At 61.2% G+C, this 20,179-nt stretch carries 24 protein-coding genes; 20 read left to right on the top strand and 4 right to left on the bottom strand.

Annotated features, from left to right (window positions below; genetic code table 11):
- The first annotated feature begins 53 nt into the window (after window positions 1-53).
- The 5 genes from EA798_RS07425 (at window position 54) to EA798_RS07445 (ending at window position 3,296) form a co-directional block, all read left to right on the top strand.
- Window positions 54-842 (top strand): ParA family protein, encoded by a 789-nt coding sequence (locus tag EA798_RS07425; protein WP_015276595.1) that lies wholly within the window; start codon window positions 54-56, stop codon window positions 840-842.
- An 87-nt stretch (window positions 843-929) separates the two neighbouring features.
- A complete protein-coding gene (locus tag EA798_RS07430) occupies window positions 930-1,739 on the top strand; it encodes a CheW domain-containing protein (protein WP_122098530.1) in 810 nt (269 codons plus the stop codon).
- A gap of 82 nt (window positions 1,740-1,821) precedes the next feature.
- On the top strand, window positions 1,822-2,301 hold the full coding sequence (locus EA798_RS07435) for a chemotaxis protein CheW (RefSeq protein WP_015276597.1): 480 nt from the start codon (window positions 1,822-1,824) through the stop codon (window positions 2,299-2,301).
- A 3-nt stretch (window positions 2,302-2,304) separates the two neighbouring features.
- On the top strand, window positions 2,305-2,718 hold the full coding sequence (locus EA798_RS07440; protein ID WP_106158320.1) for a DUF2802 domain-containing protein: 414 nt from the start codon (window positions 2,305-2,307) through the stop codon (window positions 2,716-2,718).
- 134 nt (window positions 2,719-2,852) lie between these two features.
- The gene (locus EA798_RS07445) at window positions 2,853-3,296 is read left to right on the top strand and encodes a rhodanese-like domain-containing protein (RefSeq protein ID WP_122098531.1); all 444 of its coding nucleotides are present in this window, start codon (window positions 2,853-2,855) and stop codon (window positions 3,294-3,296) included.
- Here the strand turns inward: EA798_RS07445 and EA798_RS07450 are convergent.
- Window positions 3,277-3,609, bottom strand: coding sequence for an EscU/YscU/HrcU family type III secretion system export apparatus switch protein (locus EA798_RS07450; protein WP_122098532.1), 333 nt, complete (start codon window positions 3,607-3,609; stop codon window positions 3,277-3,279). The genes EA798_RS07445 and EA798_RS07450 overlap by 20 nt on opposite strands.
- Window positions 3,606-5,135, bottom strand: coding sequence for a flagellar hook-length control protein FliK (gene fliK, locus EA798_RS07455; RefSeq protein WP_122098533.1), 1,530 nt, complete (start codon window positions 5,133-5,135; stop codon window positions 3,606-3,608). Before fliK ends, EA798_RS07450 begins: the two co-directional genes overlap by 4 nt.
- A gap of 135 nt (window positions 5,136-5,270) precedes the next feature.
- On the opposite strand from fliK, the gene ccmA reads away from it, so the two are divergent.
- From ccmA to EA798_RS07530, 15 genes are all read left to right on the top strand, one after another.
- A complete protein-coding gene (gene ccmA / locus EA798_RS07460; RefSeq protein WP_106158324.1) occupies window positions 5,271-5,906 on the top strand; it encodes a cytochrome c biogenesis heme-transporting ATPase CcmA in 636 nt (211 codons plus the stop codon).
- A complete protein-coding gene (gene ccmB, locus EA798_RS07465; protein ID WP_106158325.1) occupies window positions 5,903-6,574 on the top strand; it encodes a heme exporter protein CcmB in 672 nt (223 codons plus the stop codon). The genes ccmA and ccmB overlap by 4 nt, the downstream gene beginning before the upstream one ends.
- 92 nt (window positions 6,575-6,666) lie before the next feature.
- The gene (locus tag EA798_RS07470; protein WP_106158326.1) at window positions 6,667-7,422 is read left to right on the top strand and encodes a heme ABC transporter permease; all 756 of its coding nucleotides are present in this window, start codon (window positions 6,667-6,669) and stop codon (window positions 7,420-7,422) included.
- On the top strand, window positions 7,419-7,595 hold the full coding sequence (gene ccmD / locus EA798_RS07475) for a heme exporter protein CcmD (RefSeq protein WP_015276605.1): 177 nt from the start codon (window positions 7,419-7,421) through the stop codon (window positions 7,593-7,595). Before EA798_RS07470 ends, ccmD begins: the two co-directional genes overlap by 4 nt.
- Entirely contained in the window at window positions 7,592-8,059 is a 468-nt protein-coding gene (gene ccmE / locus EA798_RS07480; RefSeq protein WP_015276606.1) for a cytochrome c maturation protein CcmE, read from the top strand. Before ccmD ends, ccmE begins: the two co-directional genes overlap by 4 nt.
- Entirely contained in the window at window positions 8,056-10,029 is a 1,974-nt protein-coding gene (locus tag EA798_RS07485) for a heme lyase CcmF/NrfE family subunit (protein ID WP_122098534.1), read from the top strand. The genes ccmE and EA798_RS07485 overlap by 4 nt, the downstream gene beginning before the upstream one ends.
- A gap of 1 nt (window position 10,030) precedes the next feature.
- Window positions 10,031-10,561, top strand: a complete 531-nt coding sequence (locus EA798_RS07490; RefSeq protein WP_106158328.1) for a DsbE family thiol:disulfide interchange protein — start codon at window positions 10,031-10,033, stop codon at window positions 10,559-10,561.
- Window positions 10,558-11,031 carry a cytochrome c-type biogenesis protein gene (locus EA798_RS07495; protein WP_106158329.1) on the top strand — a complete coding sequence of 158 codons (474 nt, stop codon included), beginning with the start codon at window positions 10,558-10,560 and terminating at the stop codon, window positions 11,029-11,031. Before EA798_RS07490 ends, EA798_RS07495 begins: the two co-directional genes overlap by 4 nt.
- Complete coding sequence (ccmI, locus tag EA798_RS07500; protein ID WP_122098535.1) at window positions 11,028-12,248, top strand: c-type cytochrome biogenesis protein CcmI; 1,221 nt, start codon at window positions 11,028-11,030, stop codon at window positions 12,246-12,248. The genes EA798_RS07495 and ccmI overlap by 4 nt, the downstream gene beginning before the upstream one ends.
- An 18-nt stretch (window positions 12,249-12,266) precedes the next feature.
- A complete protein-coding gene (locus EA798_RS20745; protein ID WP_242504673.1) occupies window positions 12,267-12,707 on the top strand; it encodes a hypothetical protein in 441 nt (146 codons plus the stop codon).
- A 144-nt stretch (window positions 12,708-12,851) separates the two neighbouring features.
- Window positions 12,852-13,148 carry a flagellar protein FliT gene (gene fliT, locus EA798_RS07510; RefSeq protein WP_106158331.1) on the top strand — a complete coding sequence of 99 codons (297 nt, stop codon included), beginning with the start codon at window positions 12,852-12,854 and terminating at the stop codon, window positions 13,146-13,148.
- A gap of 398 nt (window positions 13,149-13,546) precedes the next feature.
- Window positions 13,547-15,016 carry a sigma-54 dependent transcriptional regulator gene (locus EA798_RS07515; protein ID WP_106158332.1) on the top strand — a complete coding sequence of 490 codons (1,470 nt, stop codon included), beginning with the start codon at window positions 13,547-13,549 and terminating at the stop codon, window positions 15,014-15,016.
- Between the two features lie 146 nt (window positions 15,017-15,162).
- Window positions 15,163-16,356, top strand: coding sequence for a sensor histidine kinase (locus EA798_RS07520; protein WP_122098536.1), 1,194 nt, complete (start codon window positions 15,163-15,165; stop codon window positions 16,354-16,356).
- Window positions 16,356-17,753 carry a sigma-54-dependent transcriptional regulator gene (locus EA798_RS07525; protein WP_122098537.1) on the top strand — a complete coding sequence of 466 codons (1,398 nt, stop codon included), beginning with the start codon at window positions 16,356-16,358 and terminating at the stop codon, window positions 17,751-17,753. The genes EA798_RS07520 and EA798_RS07525 overlap by 1 nt, the downstream gene beginning before the upstream one ends.
- Window positions 17,754-17,810: 57 nt before the next feature.
- Window positions 17,811-18,470: a thiopurine S-methyltransferase gene (locus tag EA798_RS07530; RefSeq protein WP_122098538.1), complete on the top strand. Its 660-nt coding sequence runs from the start codon at window positions 17,811-17,813 to the stop codon at window positions 18,468-18,470.
- A 16-nt stretch (window positions 18,471-18,486) separates the two neighbouring features.
- On the opposite strand, the gene EA798_RS07535 is transcribed toward EA798_RS07530, so the two are convergent.
- Together EA798_RS07535 and htpX are read right to left on the bottom strand one after the other, a co-directional pair.
- Window positions 18,487-19,137 carry a DUF2959 domain-containing protein gene (locus tag EA798_RS07535; RefSeq protein ID WP_106158336.1) on the bottom strand — a complete coding sequence of 217 codons (651 nt, stop codon included), beginning with the start codon at window positions 19,135-19,137 and terminating at the stop codon, window positions 18,487-18,489.
- A gap of 82 nt (window positions 19,138-19,219) precedes the next feature.
- Window positions 19,220-20,092 carry a protease HtpX gene (gene htpX / locus EA798_RS07540; protein ID WP_106158337.1) on the bottom strand — a complete coding sequence of 291 codons (873 nt, stop codon included), beginning with the start codon at window positions 20,090-20,092 and terminating at the stop codon, window positions 19,220-19,222.
- Window positions 20,093-20,179 lie beyond the last annotated feature (87 nt).

Here is a 20,179-nt window from a genome sequence, read left to right on the forward strand (position 1 = left end):
CGTCACCCATGAGGGGGCGCAATGCCGGTCAGCAGCGAACCGGGTGGAAAAGCATGAGAGTCTGGGCTGTAGCCAATCAAAAGGGTGGGGTGGGCAAGACCACCACGTCGATCGCGCTGGCAGGTTTGCTGGCTGATTCCGGCAAGCGCGTAGTAGTGCTTGATCTGGATCCGCACGGCTCGATGACCAGCTATTTCGGTCACGATCCGGACAACCTGGAACATAGCGTCTTCGACCTCTTCCAGCATCAGGGCACCGTGCCTGAGGGATTGCCCTGGCAACTGCTGCTGGCTACCAGTCATGAGCGTATTTCGCTGATGCCTTCCAGTACCGTGCTGGCAACGCTGGAGCGCCAGTCACCCGGGCAGAACGGTCTTGGCCTGGTGATTGCCAAGAGTCTGTCGCAGCTGTGGCAGGACTTCGATTACGCGATCATCGACAGTCCGCCGCTGCTCGGTGTGCTGATGGTCAATGCCCTGGCGGCCAGCCAGCAGCTGGTCATTCCGGTACAGACCGAGTTCCTGGCGATGAAAGGCCTGGAGCGGATGGTCAGCACGCTGGCGATGATCAACCGTTCGCGCAAGCAGGCACTGCCGTACACCATCGTGCCGACGCTGTTCGATCGCCGGACCCAGGCCTCGATGAATACGCTTAAAGTCTTGCGCGCCGGCTATGCCGATCACCTCTGGCCCGCGTTCATCCCCATCGACACGCGCCTGAGAGACGCCAGTCGTGCCGGCCTCACGCCTTCGCAGTTCGATCCGGCAAGCCGCGCTGTGCTCGCTTACCGGGCATTGCTCAAGCACCTGCTGGCGTCGCAAGCCGCGCCGCAGGTAGCGTGAAATGCCGTGCCGCTCGGCGCCTGACAGCTCAAGTTTATCGCGCAGTTGGCCGATAGCCTGTTCAGATTCTCTTCTCGAGTTCGTTCCATGAGCCGCACCGTCCTTACAGAAACCCGTTCCCAGCTGGCGCTGCAGTCCTATCTCGATGGGTTGCTGCAGGAGGCCGCCATCGAGCTGGCGGACTCGGTCAGCCAGGACGAGTTTCAGGCTGCCGTGCTCGAGGAGCAGCTGCGCGACACCCGCCAGATCCAGCCGCCGCGCCTGGAGATCGTCCAGCCGATACCGCCGACACCGCCTGCGGTCGTCACGCCTGAAGTGGCGCTGCCATCGACGCCGAGCGTCGAGCCGGTGGTAAAGGTGGAGGTGGCGCCACAGACTCCGGCTGCGCCCGTCGAGGTCACCGCTGACGGCCAGCCGGCCTGGGCGGAGGAGCCATTTGAATGCCTGCTGTTCGATGTTGCCGGTTTGACGCTCGCAGTGCCGCTGGTATGCCTGGGGTCGATCTACCCGTTGGCTGACCAGGAGCTCACACCGCTGTTCGGTCAGCCTGACTGGTTTCTTGGCATACTGCCCAGCCAGGCGGGCAATCTGAAGGTGCTCGACACGGCGCGCTGGGTCATGCCGGATCGTTACCGCGACGACTTCCGAGAGGGTTTGCAGTATGTGATTTCGGTTCAGGGCTACGAGTGGGGTTTGGCGGTGCATCAGGTCAGCCGCTCGATCCGCCTTGACCCCAGTGAAGTCAAATGGCGCACGCAGCGCAGCCAGCGCCCGTGGCTGGCGGGTACGGTGATCGAGCACATGTGCGCCCTGGTCGACGTGACCGCACTTGCCGAACTGATCGCCAGCGGAGCCGTCAAGCAGCTGTCAGGTTCCGCAAAGCCGCGAGCACACTGAATACTTTCAAATATGGTCGCGCCCTGCGCGCGGCCCAGCGATAGAATCGACCGCCATAGCGGTAACTGAAGAAGGTGGGACTATGAAGATGACGTCTGCGCAGGGTTCCGAAGATCCTGTTCTGCAATGGGTGACCTTCCGTCTGGATAACGAGACGTACGGCATCAACGTAATGCAGGTGCAGGAAGTGCTGCGTTACACCGAAATCGCTCCGGTGCCGGGCGCGCCTAGCTATGTGCTCGGTATCATCAACCTGCGCGGTAATGTGGTGACGGTTATCGACACGCGCCAGCGCTTCGGTCTGGATACTGCGCCGGTTTCCGACAACACCCGTATCGTCATCATCGAGGCGGACCGCCAGGTCATCGGCATCATGGTCGATAGCGTTGCCGAGGTGGTCTACCTCCGCCAGTCCGAGATCGAAACCGCGCCGAACGTGGGTAACGACGAGTCCGCCAAGTTCATCCAGGGCGTCTGCAACAAGAACGGCGAACTGCTGATTCTGGTCGAACTCGACAAGATGATGAGCGAAGAAGAATGGGCCGAGCTTGAGAGCATCTGATACATGCTGATCGCGTCGCTGGTCGCATCGCTGGTTGCGCTGGCTTTCTGCTGTCTGGGGCTGTTGGGCTTTTGCCTGTGGCTGCTCAGACGGCAGCGCCTGCTGGCAGAACAACAGCAGCAGCGCGATGCGAGCAGGGATAAGCGAATCAAGGAGTTGAGCAGCCGTCTGGATGCCTATCTGGAAGGTAGCTTGCGTATGGGCGACGAACTCCGCGACTTGGGTCGCGTGGTTGCGCCCTTGCCAGAGAAACTCTCCCAGCTCGAGCAGCGGGACCCGAATAATTTCGCCCTGTCCCAGGCCGCCAAGCTGGTCGGCATGGGTGCAAGCATTGATGACCTCACCCAGACCTGTGGGCTTTCGCAGTCCGAGGCCGAGCTGATGAGCAAGTTGCACAAGGCTCGCCAGAAGCCCTGAGCGTGATCATCGTCGCTTTTGGCTGTCGTCCCGTCGGTCATTCGGAACCTCCGGCACCCCGCCTATTCCAAACCTCATCGGCTCAGTGTTGCTGAGCGCGTCCATGTCTCGGGCTGGGGACGAGGAGGGCAGTGATGCGGTGCGTACTGATTCTGCTGTTTTGCGTGGTTTCTTCTGCCTCCGTACAGGCCGCCGAAGCGCCCGAAAACGTTGACGGGGCAATGACCGTCAACGTTTTCCAGGCCAAGCGGTTGCATGAGCTCGGCGCTGTGTTCATCGATGTGCGTTCTGACCGTGAATGGCTATGGGGCCATGTCGAAGGCGCTGTGCATTTCGATCTTGCCAGTGATTTCGTCAATCTGGCGGCTCGGGAGTGGCCCCGGGAGCTGCCGCTGGTTATCTACTGCGACAGCGAGATCTGTCCACGAGGCGCAGAGGCCGCACGCATGGCCGTTGCCTGGGGCTACCAGCAGGTTTTCTATTTTCGCTCGGGTTATTTCGCCTGGCAGCTACACGACTTTCCACAGATCACTGGAGAAGATCGGGCTGGCGCAACGCTCAATGCCCAGGCCCATTGAGTAACGGCAATGAAGGCGCGGACTGCTCGTGGCTCGCTGCCTGAAACCCGGGCGGGCACTTGCCCTTCAGGTACCAGGCGAAAGCGATGATCTCGGCGATGGTTCGATACAAGGCTTCGGGGATTTCGTCGCCTAGTTCCAGCCTTGCCAGCAGCCTCACCAGATCGGCATTTTCGTAGATCGGCACCTCGTGCTCGCGGGCAATCGCCAGGATTGCCTCTGCCAGCTCATCGTCACCCTTGGCGCTCAGGCTCGGCGCATTGACGCCGTCGTAGCTGAGGGCGATGGCCTGGCGCAGCTGTTTGTCGGTCATGCTTTTTCGTCCACGAAGCGTTGTTCGAGCGTGGTGCTCGGTCCCTGCGGTGGAGTGCCTTGTCGGCAGGATAGTTCGCCGACGTTCAGTCCCGCAGCCTGCAGCCGACCTCGAAGGTGGGTGAGTTCGGCGGCGACCAGCTGGGCCGTCGCGCCGCGTTCGGCCCAGAGCTGGCTGGACAGCGTACCGCGAGTCAGCTGGGCCTGGACCTGCAGTGGGCCGAGAGGTGCGACATCGAACGCGAGTTCGATCTTCCAGAGCGGCTCGCCACGTTCCTTGTCATTTCGCTTGGGCTGGTCCTCGCGCTGCATTTTTATCTGCAGCGGCACGATGTCGCGCTGATCGCGCATCGGTAGTTCCAGCTGCCAGGTGGTGAGCAGTACCCCATCCGGGCCGATCTGAGTCTGAGCGAGGCTGGACAGCTGATGAGTCTGCAGCCTCGATACCGCAGCGGCTGCGAGCTTGAGCAGCATTTCGAGGTCCGCTTCGTCCTCCAGGCCGGGCGGCAGGCGGGTCGGTAGCGGGAATCCGGTTGCGAGCTGGCGGGCGCTGCTTTGTGCCAGAGAACCCAGGGCTTGCCGAGCAAAGGCTGGCAGTGCCTGGCCGAGCGTTGCTCCCGCCTGGGCACCGGCCAGCGGCGTGCTGCCGGGAAGGTTGGGCATCTGCGCCAGCAGGCGCAGCAGTCCGGCCTTCAGATCACCCTGCAGTCCTTCAGTCTGTCCGGCCAGCAGGCGCGCCTCGAGGAACACGCCACTTCTTGCCAGCGCTGCCGCGAGGGCTTTGGCGTCGCCAAGCTGCTGCATCTCCGGTATCGATCCAAGCAGTTTTTCAGCGGCGGCGCGCAGCCCGTCCGGTAACCCGGCGGTGGAGCCCTGCAACGCCTTGAACAGCCCTTCCAGCGAGGCCTGGCGGTTCTGTTGGGCTCCAAGCTGTTCGCCGAGATGAAGCTGATCAAGGCGCCCGCTCAGGGGAACAAAGGCCAGTGATTGCCCGCCCTTGACCTGCGCCGTCAGGAGGCTGCCGAGCGCCAGGGGGCTGGTCGACTCGATGTTCAGTTTCTGTCCAGCTATTGAAGAGTTGAGCAGGCTGATGACCGCCTTGAAAACCTTCTGGCCGTCATCTGATTGCTGCTGGCTGGTCGCGACCACTCGGCCTTGAATGACGCTGCCAACGGGCAGTTGTTGAAGATCGATCATCGACGCGGGCTGACGTCCCGCCGGTTGCGCAGAGGCGAGCAGGCGGGTATCCGACAGTGCGGTGATGATGTACGCCGCGCCGGGAGGAGGGGCCTTGTTGCTGCTGACCTCAACGGTTGCCTGGCGCCCGCTGCCCATGGTTAGACGCAGCACCAGTCGGAACGCCTGCGCCGCCTCTCTGATGCTGATGACTTCCGCCTCCGCATTTTCACCCGCCGCGAGCAGGCCTTGCATCGGCTGAAGCAGCTTCAATGCCAGGTCGCTAGCCGCTATTGCCGGGCGTTGCGCGCTGGCCGGTGGCAGAGCGGTGGTACTCTTGATCTCGGTCATCTTTCCTCAAATGCTCTTACAACCTTTCGCGTTTGCGGCCCTCGGCACCAAGGGTTGCCATGTATAATTCCGCCCGCCTGGCCCTGCTCCCGAAGTATAGCGGCCAGGCCTTTTTCATCTTGAGGTGTCGCTAGCGTGTCAACTCCCTTTCTCGAAGCTGTAGCGCTCGCTTGTGAGCGGGATTGGCGGCTGCTTTTCGACAAGCTCGACCTGCGGCTCGAGAGCGGAGAGATGCTGCAGATTTCGGGACCCAACGGCAGCGGCAAGACCAGTCTGCTGCGTTTGCTTTGCGGACTGATGCAGCCGACTGCTGGCGAAGTATTGCTCAAGGGGCAGTCACTCAATGCCCAGCGTGGCGAGCTGGCCCGCAATCTGTTGTGGATCGGCCATGCTGCCGGGATCAAGGGCTTGCTGACGGCAGAAGAGAATCTTACCTGGCTTTGTGCATTGCACCAGCCGACCAACCGCGAAGCCATTTGGCACGCTCTTGCTGAAGTAGGACTGCGCGGTTTCGAGGACGTGCCCTGCCACACTCTCTCTGCCGGGCAGCAACGTCGCGTAGGCCTTGCGCGTCTCTATCTCGCTCCGCCCCCGCTGTGGATTCTCGACGAACCCTTTACTGCCCTCGACAAGCACGGTGTGGCGCAGCTTGAGAGACATCTGGCTGCGCATTGCGAACAGGGTGGACTGGTCGTGCTCACCACGCACCACAGCCTGACGGAAAAGCCTGCCGGCTATCGTGAATTGGATCTGGGGCAGCGGGCAGCATGAGTAGCGTATTCACATTGCTGCTGGCGCGGGAGACGCGCCTGTTGTTCCGCCGTCCTGCCGAGCTGGCCAACCCGCTGGTGTTCTTCGCCATCGTCATCGCTTTGTTTCCATTGGCGGTAGGGCCGGAAACGCAACTGCTGCAAACCATTTCGCCTGGCCTGGTATGGGTCGCTGCGCTGCTGGCAGTGCTGCTTTCGCTCGATGGACTGTTTCGCAGCGATTTCGAGGATGGATCGCTTGAACAGTGGGTCGTTTCGCCGCACCCCCTCGCGCTCCTGGTGCTCGCCAAGGTGCTGGCACACTGGGCTTTTTCCGGTTTGGCGCTGGTTCTGCTGGCACCGCTTTTGGGCTTGATGTTGGGGCTGCCGATTGGGACCATTCCGGTGCTGCTGATCTCGCTGCTACTGGGTACGCCGATTCTGAGCCTGCTCGGTGCGGTTGGCGCAGCACTGACGGTAGGGCTCAAGCGCGGCGGGCTTCTGCTGGCATTGCTTATCCTGCCTCTCTACATACCGGTGTTGATCCTCGGCAGTGGTGCGCTTCAAGCGGCTCTGCAAGGGCTACCGGCAGTCGGGCATTTGCTCTGGTTGGCCAGTCTGACCGCGCTGGCCGTTACTCTTACACCCTTTGCGATAGCTGCCGGGCTGAAGATCAGCGTTGGCGAATAGCGACACACCAGATGGCCGGCGCTTGCGCCTGGTCGATGTAACGAATCTCGAGGCCCTGTCAGTCAGGGGCTCGCTGGACGATGAGTCATCCGATGAACTGGACATGGTTTCACAAGCTGGGCTCACCCAAATGGTTCTATGAGATCAGTGGTCGCTGGCTGCCCTGGCTGGCCTGGGCAGCCGTGCTGCTGGTCAGTGTCGGCGTGATCTGGGGGCTGGCGTTTGCCCCCGAGGATTACCAGCAGGGCAACAGTTTTCGGATCATCTATATCCACGTGCCGGCTGCCTTCCTGGCCCAGTCCATCTACGTCATGCTCGCCCTGGCGGGTGTGGTCGGGCTGGTTTGGAAAATGAAGCTCGCCGACGTCGCCTTGCAGCAGGCTGCGCCGATCGGCGCCTGGATGACCTTCATCGCACTGCTCACCGGCGCTGTTTGGGGCAAGCCGACCTGGGGCGCCTGGTGGGTCTGGGATGCGCGCCTGACCTCGATGCTCATCCTGCTGTTCCTGTACTTCGGCATCATTGCGCTCGGCCAGGCAATCAGTAACCGTGACAGCGCGTCCAAGGCTTGCGCGGTGCTGGCCATCGTTGGCGTAGTGAACATTCCGATCATCAAATATTCGGTGGAGTGGTGGAACACGCTGCACCAGCCCGCCACCTTCAAGGTCACCGAGAAACCAGCCATGCCCGTGGAGATGTGGCTGCCGCTGCTGGTGATGGTGATCGGTTTCTACTGCTTCTTTACCGTAGTGCTGCTGATGCGCATGCGCCTGGAAGTGCTGCGCCGTGAATCGCGTGCCAGCTGGGTGAAGAATGAGGTCAAGGCTCTGGTAGGAAACAACTCGTGAACTTTTCGTCCTTCGCCGATTTCATCGCCATGGGCAATCATGGCGTGTACGTCTGGACCTCTTACGGCATCAGCCTGGCTGTCCTGATTCTCAACGTCGTATTGCCTGTACTGGCGCGTCGACGTTACCTGCAAGATGAGGCGCGTCGTTTGCGCCGGGAGGAATCGAAGTGAATCCGGTGCGCAAGAAGCGTCTTTTCATCGTCCTGGCGATTGTCGCTGGTGTCGGTATCGCCGTGGCGCTGGCGTTGTCCGCCCTGCAGCAGAACATCAACCTGTTCTACACACCGACCCAGATTGCAGCGGGTGAAGCGCCGGAGGGCACCCGAATCCGTGCGGGTGGACTGGTCGAGGAAGGATCGGTCAAGCGCACCAATGATTCGCTGAGTGTCGCCTTCCGCGTCACCGATGGCGCCCAAGCGATCACCATCACCTACCAGGGGATTCTCCCGGACCTGTTCCGCGAAGGGCAGGGCATCGTCGCGCTGGGTCGGGTCAACGCCGATGGCGTGCTGGTTGCCGACGAGGTACTGGCCAAGCATGACGAAAACTACATGCCCCCCGAAGTGACTCAGGCGCTGGAGAAGAGCGGCATGATGAAACACTACGAAGGCGGCAAGCAGGAGTATGCGAAATGATTCCTGAGCTCGGCCATCTGGCGATGATTCTGGCGCTGTGCCTGGCGGTGGTGCAGGCCACGCTCCCTCTGATCGGTGCCTGGCGCGGCGACCGGCAGTGGATGGGCCTGGCGCAACCGGCTGCGTGGGGCCAGTTCGCCTTTCTCGGCTTCTCCTTTGCCTGCCTGACCTATGCATTCATGGTCGACGACTTCTCCGTCGCCTACGTTGCACACAACTCCAACAGTGCCTTGCCCTGGTACTACAAGTTCAGCGCCGTCTGGGGGGCGCACGAAGGCTCGCTGTTGCTGTGGGCTTTCATCCTGGCTGGCTGGACCTTCGCCGTGGCGGTGTTTTCCCGTCAGCTGCCGGAGGACATGCTGGCGCGCGTACTGGGGGTCATGGGACTCATCAGCATCGGCTTCCTGCTGTTCCTGATTGTCACGTCCAATCCCTTCGAGCGCCTGCTGCCTCAGGTTCCGGTGGACGGTCGCGACCTCAATCCGTTGCTACAGGATTTCGGTTTGATCGTGCACCCGCCGATGCTCTACATGGGTTACGTCGGTTTCTCGGTTGCTTTCGCCTTCGCCATTGCCGCCTTGCTTGGCGGGCGTCTGGATGCCGCCTGGGCGCGCTGGTCCCGTCCGTGGACGCTAGTTGCTTGGGCGTTCCTGGGATTGGGTATCGCACTGGGTTCCTGGTGGGCGTATTACGAGCTTGGCTGGGGCGGCTGGTGGTTCTGGGATCCGGTGGAAAACGCATCCTTCATGCCCTGGCTGGTCGGAACTGCGCTGATTCACTCGCTCGCAGTTACCGAGAAGCGTGGCGTGTTCAAGAGCTGGACAGTTTTGCTGGCGATCGCAGCGTTCTCCCTGAGCTTGCTCGGCACCTTCCTGGTTCGTTCGGGCGTACTGACGTCGGTGCATGCATTCGCTACTGACCCTGAGCGCGGCGTGTTCATTCTGGTCTTTCTGCTGATGGTGGTCGGCGGTTCGCTGACGTTGTTCGCGCTGCGAGCGCCGGTAGTAAAGAGTCAGGTCGGCTTCGGTCTCTGGTCTCGCGAAACGCTATTGCTGGTCAACAACCTGCTGCTCGTCGTGGCCACCGCAATGATTCTGCTCGGCACGCTCTATCCGTTGCTGCTGGATGCGTTGTCCGGCGCCAAGCTCTCCGTTGGGCCGCCGTACTTCAACGCCATGTTCGTGCCGTTGATTGGCGCGCTGATGGTTACGCTGGGTGTAGGCATCCTGGTGCGCTGGAAGGACACGCCGCTGAAGTGGCTGCTCGGCATGCTTACGCCGGTGCTGATCACCAGTGTGGTGCTAGGCGGGCTGGGCTCGTTGCTCTTCGGCGATTTCAACTGGGCGGTGCTTGCAGTGTCGCTGCTGGCGGCCTGGGTGGTCATCGCCAGCATTCGTGATCTGCTGGACAAGACGCGTCACAAGGGCCTGCTCAAAGGTATGCGCAGCCTGGCACCGAGCTACTGGGGTATGCATTTGGCGCACCTAGGATTGGCTGTGTGTGCCATTGGCGTGGTGCTCACCAGTCACCAGAGTGCCGAACGTGACCTGCGCCTGGCTCCCGGTGAATCCCTGTCGCTTGGCGGCTACGAATTCGTCTTCGAAGGTGCGGTGCATCATGAGGGGCCGAACTTCACCTCGGACAAGGCGACCATCCGCGTGCTCGATGGCGACAAGCAGATCGCGACGCTGCATCCGGAGAAGCGTCTGTACACCGTGCAGCAGATGCCAATGACCGAGGCCGGCATCGATGCCGGATTTACCCGCGATCTCTACGTCGCGCTGGGTGAACCGTTGGGCGATGGCGCCTGGGCTGTGCGCGTGCACATCAAGCCCTTCGTGCGCTGGATCTGGCTTGGCGCGTTGATGATGGGGCTTGGCGGTGTGCTGGCGGCGAGCGATCGTCGTTATCGAGTCAAGGTAAAGACCCGTGTGCGCGAGGCGCTGGGTATGGCGGCGCAAGGAGCCTGATGTGAAACGATTGCTGATGTTGCTGCCGCTGGTGATTTTTCTGGTGGTAGCGGTGTTCCTTTATCGCGGCCTGTTTCTCGATCCTTCCGAGCTGCCTTCGGCACTGATCGGCAAGCCACTGCCGGCGTTCTCTCTGCCGTCGGTGGAAGACGAGCAGCGCGTCATCACCGCCGAGGACCTCAAAGGCAAGCCGGCGCTGGTCAACGTGTGGGCAACCTGGTGCGTCGCCTGCAAGGTGGAGCACCCGGTCCTGAACCGCCTTGCAGCTCAGGGTGTGGTGATTCACGGAGTCAATTACAAGGACGACAACGCTGCGGCACTCAAATGGTTGAGCGAATTCCACGATCCCTATCAGCTGAACATCCGTGACGAGCGCGGCAGCCTCGGCCTGGACCTTGGCGTTTACGGTGCGCCCGAAACGTTTTTGATCGACAAGCAGGGCGTCATTCGTCACAAGTTCGTGGGTGTGATCGATGATCGGGTCTGGCGCGAACAGTTGGCAGCGCTTTATCAGGAATTGGTGGACGAATGAAGCGACTCATCCACGCTATGTTGCTTGGCCTTCTTCTGGCCACGACAGCCCAGGCCGCAATCGATACGTACGAGTTCCGGGACGAGGCCGAGCGCGAGCGCTATCGGACATTGACCGAAGAGCTGCGCTGTCCCAAGTGCCAGAATCAGAATATTGCTGATTCCAACGCGCCGATCGCCATGGATCTGCGCCAGGAAATCTTCCGGATGCTGGAAGAAGGTCAGAACAACGACCAGATCATCAATTATCTGGTGGACCGTTATGGCGACTTCGTGCGGTACAACCCGCCGGTGAATGCGAAGACGCTCCTGCTTTGGTACGGGCCGGCTGGCTTACTGGTGCTGGGCTTCGGTGTGCTGACCATGATCCTGGTGCGCCGTCGTCGGGTCGAGAAGACCCCTGCGTCGAATACCCTTTCCGAGACCGAGCGCGAGCGTCTCGCCCAGCTTCTGGATAAAAAAGACTCATGACCGATTTCTGGATCGCCGCCGGCGCCTTGTTGCTGGTGGCATTGGCTTTCCTGCTTATTCCGATTCTCCGCGGCCGTAGGGCCCAGGCCGAGGAAGACCGTACCGCGCTGAACGTAGCGCTGTATGAGGAGCGTCTGGCTGAGCTTGTCGCTCAGCACGGCGCCGGCACCTTGAGTGACGCGCAGCTGGAAGCTGGGCGGGCCGACGCTGCGCGCGAGCTCCTGGAGGACACCGAGGGCAGTGACACGCCGCGGATCGCCAAGCTTGGTCGCAGCGTACCGCTGATCGCGGCGGTGCTGGTGCCCCTGGTGGGCTACGGGCTCTACATGCACTGGGGCGCAAGTGACAAGGTGCAGATGGCTCGCCAGTTTTCGGAGCAACCGCGCACAGTCGAAGAAATGACGGCTCACCTGGAACAGGCGGTTCAGGAACAGCCAGACTCGGCCGAGGCCTGGTATTTCCTCGGGCGCACCTATATGAATCAGGAGCGTCCGGGCGATGCGGCCAAGGCTTTTTCACGTGTCGTGGAAATCGCCGGGCGCCAGCCTGAGCTCCTTGGCCAATGGGCGCAGGCCCTGTACTTCGCCCGTGATCGTCAGTGGTCCGAAGAACTGCAAGCGCTCACTGACGAGGCACTTCAGAGTGATCCGCAAGAATTGACGAGCCTTGGCCTGCTTGGTATCGCCGCGTACGAGGAGTCGCGTTATCAGGATGCCGTACGTTTCTGGGAACAGCTGGTAGCGGCACTGCCGGAAGAGGACCCTTCGCGTGAAGCTATCCGCGGCGGAATCGAGCGTGCCCGGCAGCAGATCGACGGCGATCCGGCAGTTGAGCAGGCACAGCCGTCTGCCAGTGCTGCCAATGTCGCAGGCACCACGCTGGAAATCCAGGTGGCCCTGGACCCCAAGGTCGTGGCGTCTGTGGCGCCGCAGGACACCGTGTTCGTTTTTGCTCGGGCGGTTTCGGGACCTCCGGTTCCGCTGGCGGCCAAGCGTCTGACAGTTGCCGATCTGCCAGCAACCATCACCCTGGGTGACGCCGATGCCATGGTCCCTTCGTTGAAGATTTCCAGTGTCGAGCAGGTCATGGTGATGGCGCGGATTTCACGTTCCGGCGACGCAACAAAAGGGGAGTGGATGGGTCAAAGCGAAGCCGTCGACACCGGCGGCGAGCAGAGCGCCGTGCGTTTGGTGATCGACCGCGCCGAGGCTCGCTGATTCACTCATGAGGTAAAGATGGCAACGTTAACGTCAGTACGCTTGTTTACGCCTGTGCGGCTCGGTCTGCGTGCCGCTCTGCTAGGACTGACGCTGTTGCTCGGCGCCTGCGCAGGGAGTCCCTATGATTCCACGCCGCAGCCGCCAATGCCTGCCCCTGCTCCTCGTGCCCCGGAGCCGAGCGGTCCGATAATCGCTCCCCCGCCCATCAAGGCGCCGTCGGTGCCGCGAGCGCCTGCCACCCAGAAAAGCCATCCGCGTTACGCGCCTCCGCCCCATGTACCTGCGCACTGGGATAACAGTCTCGGGGTCTATGTCGTGGAGGGTCGCGATCTCTTCTATCGTGAGCGGCTCTACTATCGCTGGGACGGAGATTGGTTCTGTTCGGGGCGCCCGGACGGCCCCTGGGAACCTGTCGCACCGCCCAGCGTTCCGACAGGCCTGCGTAACCGTTTCTGAGCGGGCATGCGCGGGTAGAGACTTTGACGCTCCTTGCTAAAGGCGAATCATTGTTTGCCGATACAGGGTCAGCAGCGTTGCTTTGCAACGTCCCAGCTGACTCGGCAAACGCCGTCGCATCGGGCCCAGGCCCAGGAGTCGATCATGATTGCTTCCCTCAAGCGCCTCGAAGAAACCGGTACCGCGCTGCGCGATGCGCTGGCTCAGCAGAACTGGGCAGCGATCGGCTTGCTTGATCGCGAGTGTCGGAGCGCTGTGGATGAGGCAATGCAGGCGCGTGAGCGTGACAACGATCAGGTGCGCCAGCGTCTGCAGGAATTGCTCGACCTCTACGGTGAGCTGGTAATGACTTGTCAGATGGAGCGGGTCCGCGTTGCTGGCGAGTTACGTCAGTTGAATCCGCCAAAACAGAGCGCCAAGCTCTACAAATTGTTTGGCTAAATCTGCTCTGACGCTCGTACCCTAATCGCCCCGTATCTCCCTTCTCTAGCGAGTCCTGCCATCGGACTGCGTTGCGCGCTATTTCGCCATTTTTATCATTACAGAATGTGTGGCATTATGTCGCCATTATTTCGACGTAAACGCGTCGGATCGACGGCTACTGCGCTACAAATCCGGTTAATTGACGCCATCGTGCGTTGAACTCGCCCAGCGAAAGCAGAGTCGTCTCACAAGGTGCTGATTTTTCGCTCGTTCTTTGGTCGCTAATTCACGCCATAAATTTGACTCAGTTCATTTTTTCATTAATCTACCTGTCTTCTGCCATGAGTGTGATCGCCTTCTTTTCATGGATGCGAGCGCAGGCCTCCTTTAAGCCTCTATAGGGCCCTATAAACAAGATGTGGCGTGAAACCAAGATTTTGTTGATAGACGATGATCGTGACCGTCGGCGGGATCTGACGGTCATCCTGAATTTTCTCAGTGAAGATCATCTGGCCTGCTCTAGTGATGAGTGGCAGGACGCGGTCGCCGGTCTGGAGTCCAGTCGTGTGGTGAATGGCGTCATGCTGGGCAATGTCTCGTTGAGGGGGGGCGCTGCAGAGCTGATCAAACAGATGAGCAAGTGGGACGAGAACGTTCCGCTGATGTTGATCGGCGAACCTGTTCCTGCGGACTGGCCGGACGATGTCCGGCGCCGGGTGCTTACCAGTCTGGAGATGCCACCGAGCTACAACAAGCTTCTCGACTCCCTGCACCGCGCACAGATCTATCGCGAGATGTACGATCAGGCCAAGTCCCGTGGTCGTCAACGCGAGCCCAATCTGTTCCGCAGTCTGGTCGGCACCAGCAGGGCCGTTCAGCATGTTCGGCAGATGATGGAGCAGGTTGCCGATACGGAAGCCAGTGTGCTGATCCTTGGTGAGTCTGGTACCGGTAAAGAGGTGGTCGCGCGAAACCTGCATTACCACTCCAAGCGCCGCCAGGGGCCTTTCGTTCCCGTCAACTGCGGAGCGATTCCCGCTGAGCTGCTGGAAAGCGAGCTGTTCGGTCACGAAAAGGGTGCTTTTACCGGCGCCATCACGGCTCGTTCCGGTCGCTTCGAACTGGCCGAGGGCGGCACGCTGTTCCTTGATGAGATCGGTGATATGCCGCTGCCCATGCAGGTCAAGCTGCTCCGGGTTCTACAGGAGCGTACCTTCGAACGCGTCGGCAGCAACCGTACGCAGAATGCCGACGTTCGCATCATTGCAGCCACGCACAAGGATTTGGAGAAGATGATCGAGGAGGGGACCTTTCGTGAGGATCTCTACTATCGATTGAACGTCTTCCCCATCGAAATGGCTCCGCTGCGTGAGCGCGTCGAAGACATCCCGTTGCTGATGAACGAGTTGATATCGCGTATGGAGCATGAGAAGCGCGGTTCTATTCGCTTCAATTCTGCTGCGATCATGTCTCTTTGCCGCCACGACTGGCCAGGCAACGTTCGTGAGCTGGCCAACCTCGTCGAGCGCATGGCGATCATGCATCCGTATGGCGTGATCGGTGTCATGGAGCTGCCTAAGAAGTTTCGTCACGTCGATGACGATGACGAGCAGTACGCGACTAGCTTGCATGACGAGATGGAGGAGCGCGCCGCCATCAGCGCGCCGATGGTGGTGCCCGAGGCGCAGGCCATGCTGCCAGTCGAAGGCCTTGATCTGAAGGAGTACCTTGGCAACCTTGAACAAGGGCTCATTCACCAGGCGTTGGAAGACGCGGGCGGCGTGGTTGCTCGGGCTGCCGAGCGTCTGCGTATCCGTCGGACGACACTTGTGGAAAAGATGCGCAAGTACGGCATGAACCGTCGCGACGACGATATGGGCGATTAAGCCCACACTGCCGGACGAAGGCCACCCTAGCGGTGGCCTTTTCGTTTCCAGTCATTAGCTCTGGCTGCCGCTGCAAGCCCTGTGTTGGGCATGAAGATTGCTCGGTGCATCCGACCGACCATCTTTTGACAGGCACAAGTGGACCCGTGAAACTCCTCACAAGGCCTTCGGCAGACCCGCTACGTCCGGTAGATACGCTCGCGTTGACCGGTTCATTCGAGCTTTTTCGCCAGTTGTCCAGCCAGCTGGGAGCGTCGGAGGATTTCTTGCGCGCGCACGTCGATGAGCTAGAAGGGCGACTGGCCGAGGCGGGAGCGCTGCGCCGGCAGGAGCTGGAGGAAAAGGAGCGTCTCGCCCAGCGACTGCAGAACGTTCTCGATCTGTTGCCTGGCGGCGTAATCGTGATTGATGGACAAGGCGTCGTGCGCGACGCCAACCCGGTCGGCCTTGAGCTTCTTGGCGAACCTCTCGTAGGCGCGCCCTGGCGCGACGTCATCGCTCGCTGCTTCGCGCCGCGCAAGGACGACGGGCATGAGGTTTCGCTACGCAACGGCCGTCGACTATCGATCGCCACTCGCTCGCTCAGTGGCGAGCCCGGTCAGCTGGTTTTGCTCACCGACCTTACCGAAACGCGGCGCTTGCAGGACCAGCTGGCGCGTCATGAGCGACTGTCCTCTCTAGGGCGCATGGTAGCCTCGCTTGCCCATCAGATCCGTACGCCCCTGTCCACTGCGTTGCTGTATGCCAGTCATCTTGAGCAGGGCGGCTTGAACGAAGAACAACAGCGCCGCTTCGCCGGTAGCCTGAAGGCCCGTCTGCATGAGCTGGAGCATCAGGTTCGCGACATGCTGGTCTTTGCCCGAGGCGATTTGCCGTTGAATGACCGGCTGACTCCAGTGGAGTTGATGGGTGCACTACGGTCGGCGGCCGAGTCACCGCTGCAGGGTGTTGCGGTACGCTGGCAATGCGATGTGCACGGTGGAGAGATTCTTTGCAACCGAGATACCCTGATCGGTGCCTTGCTCAACCTTGTCGAAAATGCCCTTCAGGCCTGTGAAGGAGAGCGACGCCTTAAGATCCATCTGTATTGCCGTGAGCAAACCCTGCGCGTTTGCATAAGCGACAACGGCAAAGGTGTTGATGCCGATATCCTGGCTCGCCTGGGCGAGCCGTTTTTCACCACCCGCGCTACGGGGACCGGGCTGGGGCTTGCGGTAGCAAAGGCCGTCGCCAGGGCGCATCGCGGAGAGTTGCAGCTGCGCTCGCGCGCCGGTCGCGGTACCTGTGCTTCGGTGAAGCTGCCGCTGATTCCGGTCTCTCTCAACCCTGGGAGGTCCTGATGGCTGCCAAGGTACTTCTGGTGGAAGATGACCAGGCCCTGCGCGAAGCCTTGGGCATAACGCTGGAGTTGGGTGGCTACGCATACCGTGCCGTTGACAGTGCCGAAGCGGCGTTGGGCGCACTGCAGCAGGATGTGTTCAGTCTGGTTGTCAGTGACGTGAACATGCCTGGCATGGATGGGCACGAGCTGCTTGCCCTGATCCGCAAGCGCTATCCGCAGATCCCGGTTCTGCTGATGACTGCCTTTGGTGCCGTGGCGCGCGCGGTGGATGCAATGCGCGAAGGGGCTATCGACTATCTTGTCAAGCCGTTCGAGCCGAACACGCTGCTGGAGCTATTGCGTCGCCACGTCAATGGCGCCCTCGATACTGCCGATGCAGAAGGTCCGGTGGCCTGTGACGCATCCAGTCAGCAGCTGCTGAGTCTTGCCCGGCGCGTGGCGCAAAGCGATTCGACGGTGCTGATATCCGGCGAGTCCGGCACCGGCAAGGAGGTACTGGCTCGCTACATTCACCAGCAATCTCCGCGAACCAAAAAGCCGTTTATCGCCATCAACTGCGCGGCGATCCCGGACAACATGCTTGAGGCCACGCTGTTCGGGCATGAGAAGGGCGCCTTTACTGGAGCGATCGCCAGTCAACCGGGCAAGTTCGAGCAGGCCGATGGTGGCACCTTGCTGCTCGATGAAATCTCCGAAATGCCGCTAGGGTTGCAGGCGAAGTTGCTGCGTGTGCTACAGGAACGTGAGGTCGAGCGTGTGGGCGGACGCCGGCCTATTGCGCTGGATATCCGCGTACTTGCCACCACCAACCGTGACCTGGCTGCCGAGGTTGCGGCAGGCCGCTTCCGCGAGGACCTGTACTATCGCCTGTCGGTGTTTCCCTTGTCGTGGTCTCCGTTGCGCCAGCGCCCCGCTGACATTCTGCCGCTGGCCGAACGCTTGCTGGCCAGTCACGCCAGAAAGATGCGGCAGGTATCAGCGCAGCTTTCGGTGCCGGCACAACGCTCCTTGCTTGAGCATCCATGGCCGGGAAATGTACGTGAGCTGGACAACGCCATTCAGCGGGCGCTGATTTTGCAGCAGGGTGGGCTGATCCAGCCCGAGGATCTGTGTCTCTCGGGCGTGAGTAATGTTGCCAGCCTGCCGGCTCCTGTTGCGGTTGCGCAGACGCCCTCCGATCTCATTGCCGAAGGGCCGCGCGAGGCCTGCTCCGCGCTGGGCGATGATCTGCGGCGGCGCGAGTTTCAGTTGATCATTGATACCTTGCGTGCGGAACGTGGGCGGCGCAAGGAAACGGCTGATCGTCTGGGCATCAGTGCGCGCACGCTGCGCTACAAGCTTGCACAGATGCGCGACGCCGGGATGGACGTCGAGGCGGCGCTCTATACCAGCTGACGTGCGCTGTGACGTGGCTCTGATAAGCTGCCGCCATCACAGGATGGAGGTTCACAGGTGCACGAAGACTTCTGGCAGGAGCGTTGGGCTCGCAACGAGATCGGTTTTCATCTTGACGACGTACATCCCGGTCTTCGCCGTCACTGGCCGCGGCTGGCCGTTCCGGCAGGGGCCACGGTACTGGTGCCGTTATGTGGCAAGAGTCTGGATCTGGCCTGGCTCGCCGGGCAGGGTTATCGGGTGCTGGGCGTCGAGCTGAGTCAGAAAGCTGTCGAAGCGTTTTTCTCAGAACAGCAGCTTGAAGCCGAGGTTTCCCAGGAAGGGTCGTACCGGGTCTATCGCGCCGGCGCGGTGGAAATCCGTTGTGGCGATTTCTTCGCGCTCAGTGCCGACGATGTGGCTGCGTGCCAGGGTGTCTACGACCGTGCGGCGCTGATCGCTCTGCCACCTGCGATGCGTGAGCGCTACGCCATGCTGCTGACGGCCATCCTGCCGCCTGGCTGCCAGCAACTGCTGGTCACGCTGGACTATGACCAGACGGAAATGGACGGCCCGCCGTTTGCTGTCAGTCCACGCGAAGTGCGCGAGCTGTATGCCGCGGGATGGGATGTCGAGTTGCTGGAGGCCAAGGAGGTGCTGGAGCGCAATCCGCGTATGCGTGAGCGCGGTCTGCAGCGGCTTGAGGAGCAGTTCCACAGATTGCAACGGCGGGGTTAGCCGCCGTTGCGCGGGATCAAGATCGGTTATCCGCCTGTAATCGGCGAATGAAGGTGTCGGCCTCGTCGATGGCGCGCTGCATTTCCGCCATCAGCTGGTCGACGTTGCCTTGCAGCGTGCGGTATTCGCCGTGCAAGGCGCTGATAGCGCGGGCGTTGAGGTTGTGCTTGAGGAACAGTACCTGATCCCTGAGCACGCTGAGTACCGGCTCGATGCGCTTCTCCGCAGCCTTCATGCGCTGAAGCAACGTGCGGTACTCGGCGCGGGTGCGGCTGAGTTCCTTGGCGCTGGCGGCCTTTAGGCTGGCGTTGCTGTATTGCTTGAGCTCGTTTTCCCATTCCTTGAATAGCGCTTCGGCTACGTCCTCTACCGCCTCGATGCGAGTCCGAACATCGCGGGCGCTCGCTACGCTGGCTTCGTACTCGCGATTGAGTGCTTCGTAGCGTTTCTCCAGATCACCACCCTTGACCTCGACAACGCTGCGATAGCGCTCCAGGGCGTCCTTGAACTGTTGCTTGGCTTCCTGTTGCGAGTCGCGGGCATCCTCCACTCGGCTGACGAGAATGTCGCGCTTGTGAATGCCAGCCTTCTCCATGGCGGAGTAGTAGGCGCTCTGGCAGCCGGACAGAGCGAGCAGAGCGCAGCAGGCGATTATGAAACGGCGCATGGCGATTCCTTGTATGCGGGTTGAGTCAGCATAGACAAACGAAAAGGGCGACTTGCGTCGCCCTTTTTCTATTCGCGCAAACTCAGCCGCGCTGGCGCAGGGCTTCGATGCGGTCTTCCAGTGAAGGATGGGTCATGAACAGCCCGGCCATGCCATGCTTCAGCGAGCCGTTGATGCCGAACGCCTTGAGCGTATCGGGCATATGCACCGGCACGCCCTGTTCGGCGCGCAGGCGCTGCAGGGCACCGATCATGGCGCTGGTGCCGGCCAATTGGGCGCCGGCTTCGTCGGCGCGGTACTCACGTTTGCGCGAGAACCACATGACGATGATGCTGGCAAGGATGCCCAGGACCAGCTCGGCGAAGATCGTCGCGACGAAGTACCCGATGCCATGGCCGTCCTCGTTCTTGAGAATGGCCTTGTCGACGAAGTTGCCGAAGATTCGCGCGAAGAACATGACGAAGGTGTTCACCACGCCCTGGATCAGCGCCAGGGTCACCATGTCGCCATTGGCGACGTGGCCGATCTCGTGGGCCAGCACCGCGCGCACTTCATCCGGGGAGAAGCGCTCAAGCAGGCCCTGGCTGACGGCTACCAGTGCGTCGTTGCGGTTCCAGCCGGTGGCGAAGGCGTTGGCTTCGTAGGCCGGGAAGATGCCGACCTCGGGCATCTTGATGCCGGCTTCACGCGACAGTTGCTCGACGGTCTGCAGCAGCCACTGCTCGTGCCGGGTGCGTGGCTGACTGATGATCTCCGTGCGGGTGCTCATCTTTGCCATCCATTTGGAAATGAACAGCGAAATCAACGAGCCCGCGAAGCCAAACACTGCGCAAAACACCAGCAGACTGCCGTAGTTCTGGCCGGTGTAGCGATCGACCCCGAGTAGCTTCAGGGTGATGCTGGCGATGACCAGTACCGCAAGGTTGGTGGCCAGGAACAAGAAAATGCGCATCATGTTGCGGCAGACTCCAGGGTAGGAATTGAAGAACGATAGGCTATATAAGGTGCGCCCCTGAGCTATTCAACCGGGCGACTATTTCAA

The sequence above is a fragment of the Pseudomonas songnenensis genome (assembly GCF_003696315.1).
Taxonomy (GTDB): Bacteria; Pseudomonadota; Gammaproteobacteria; order Pseudomonadales; family Pseudomonadaceae; genus Stutzerimonas; species Stutzerimonas songnenensis.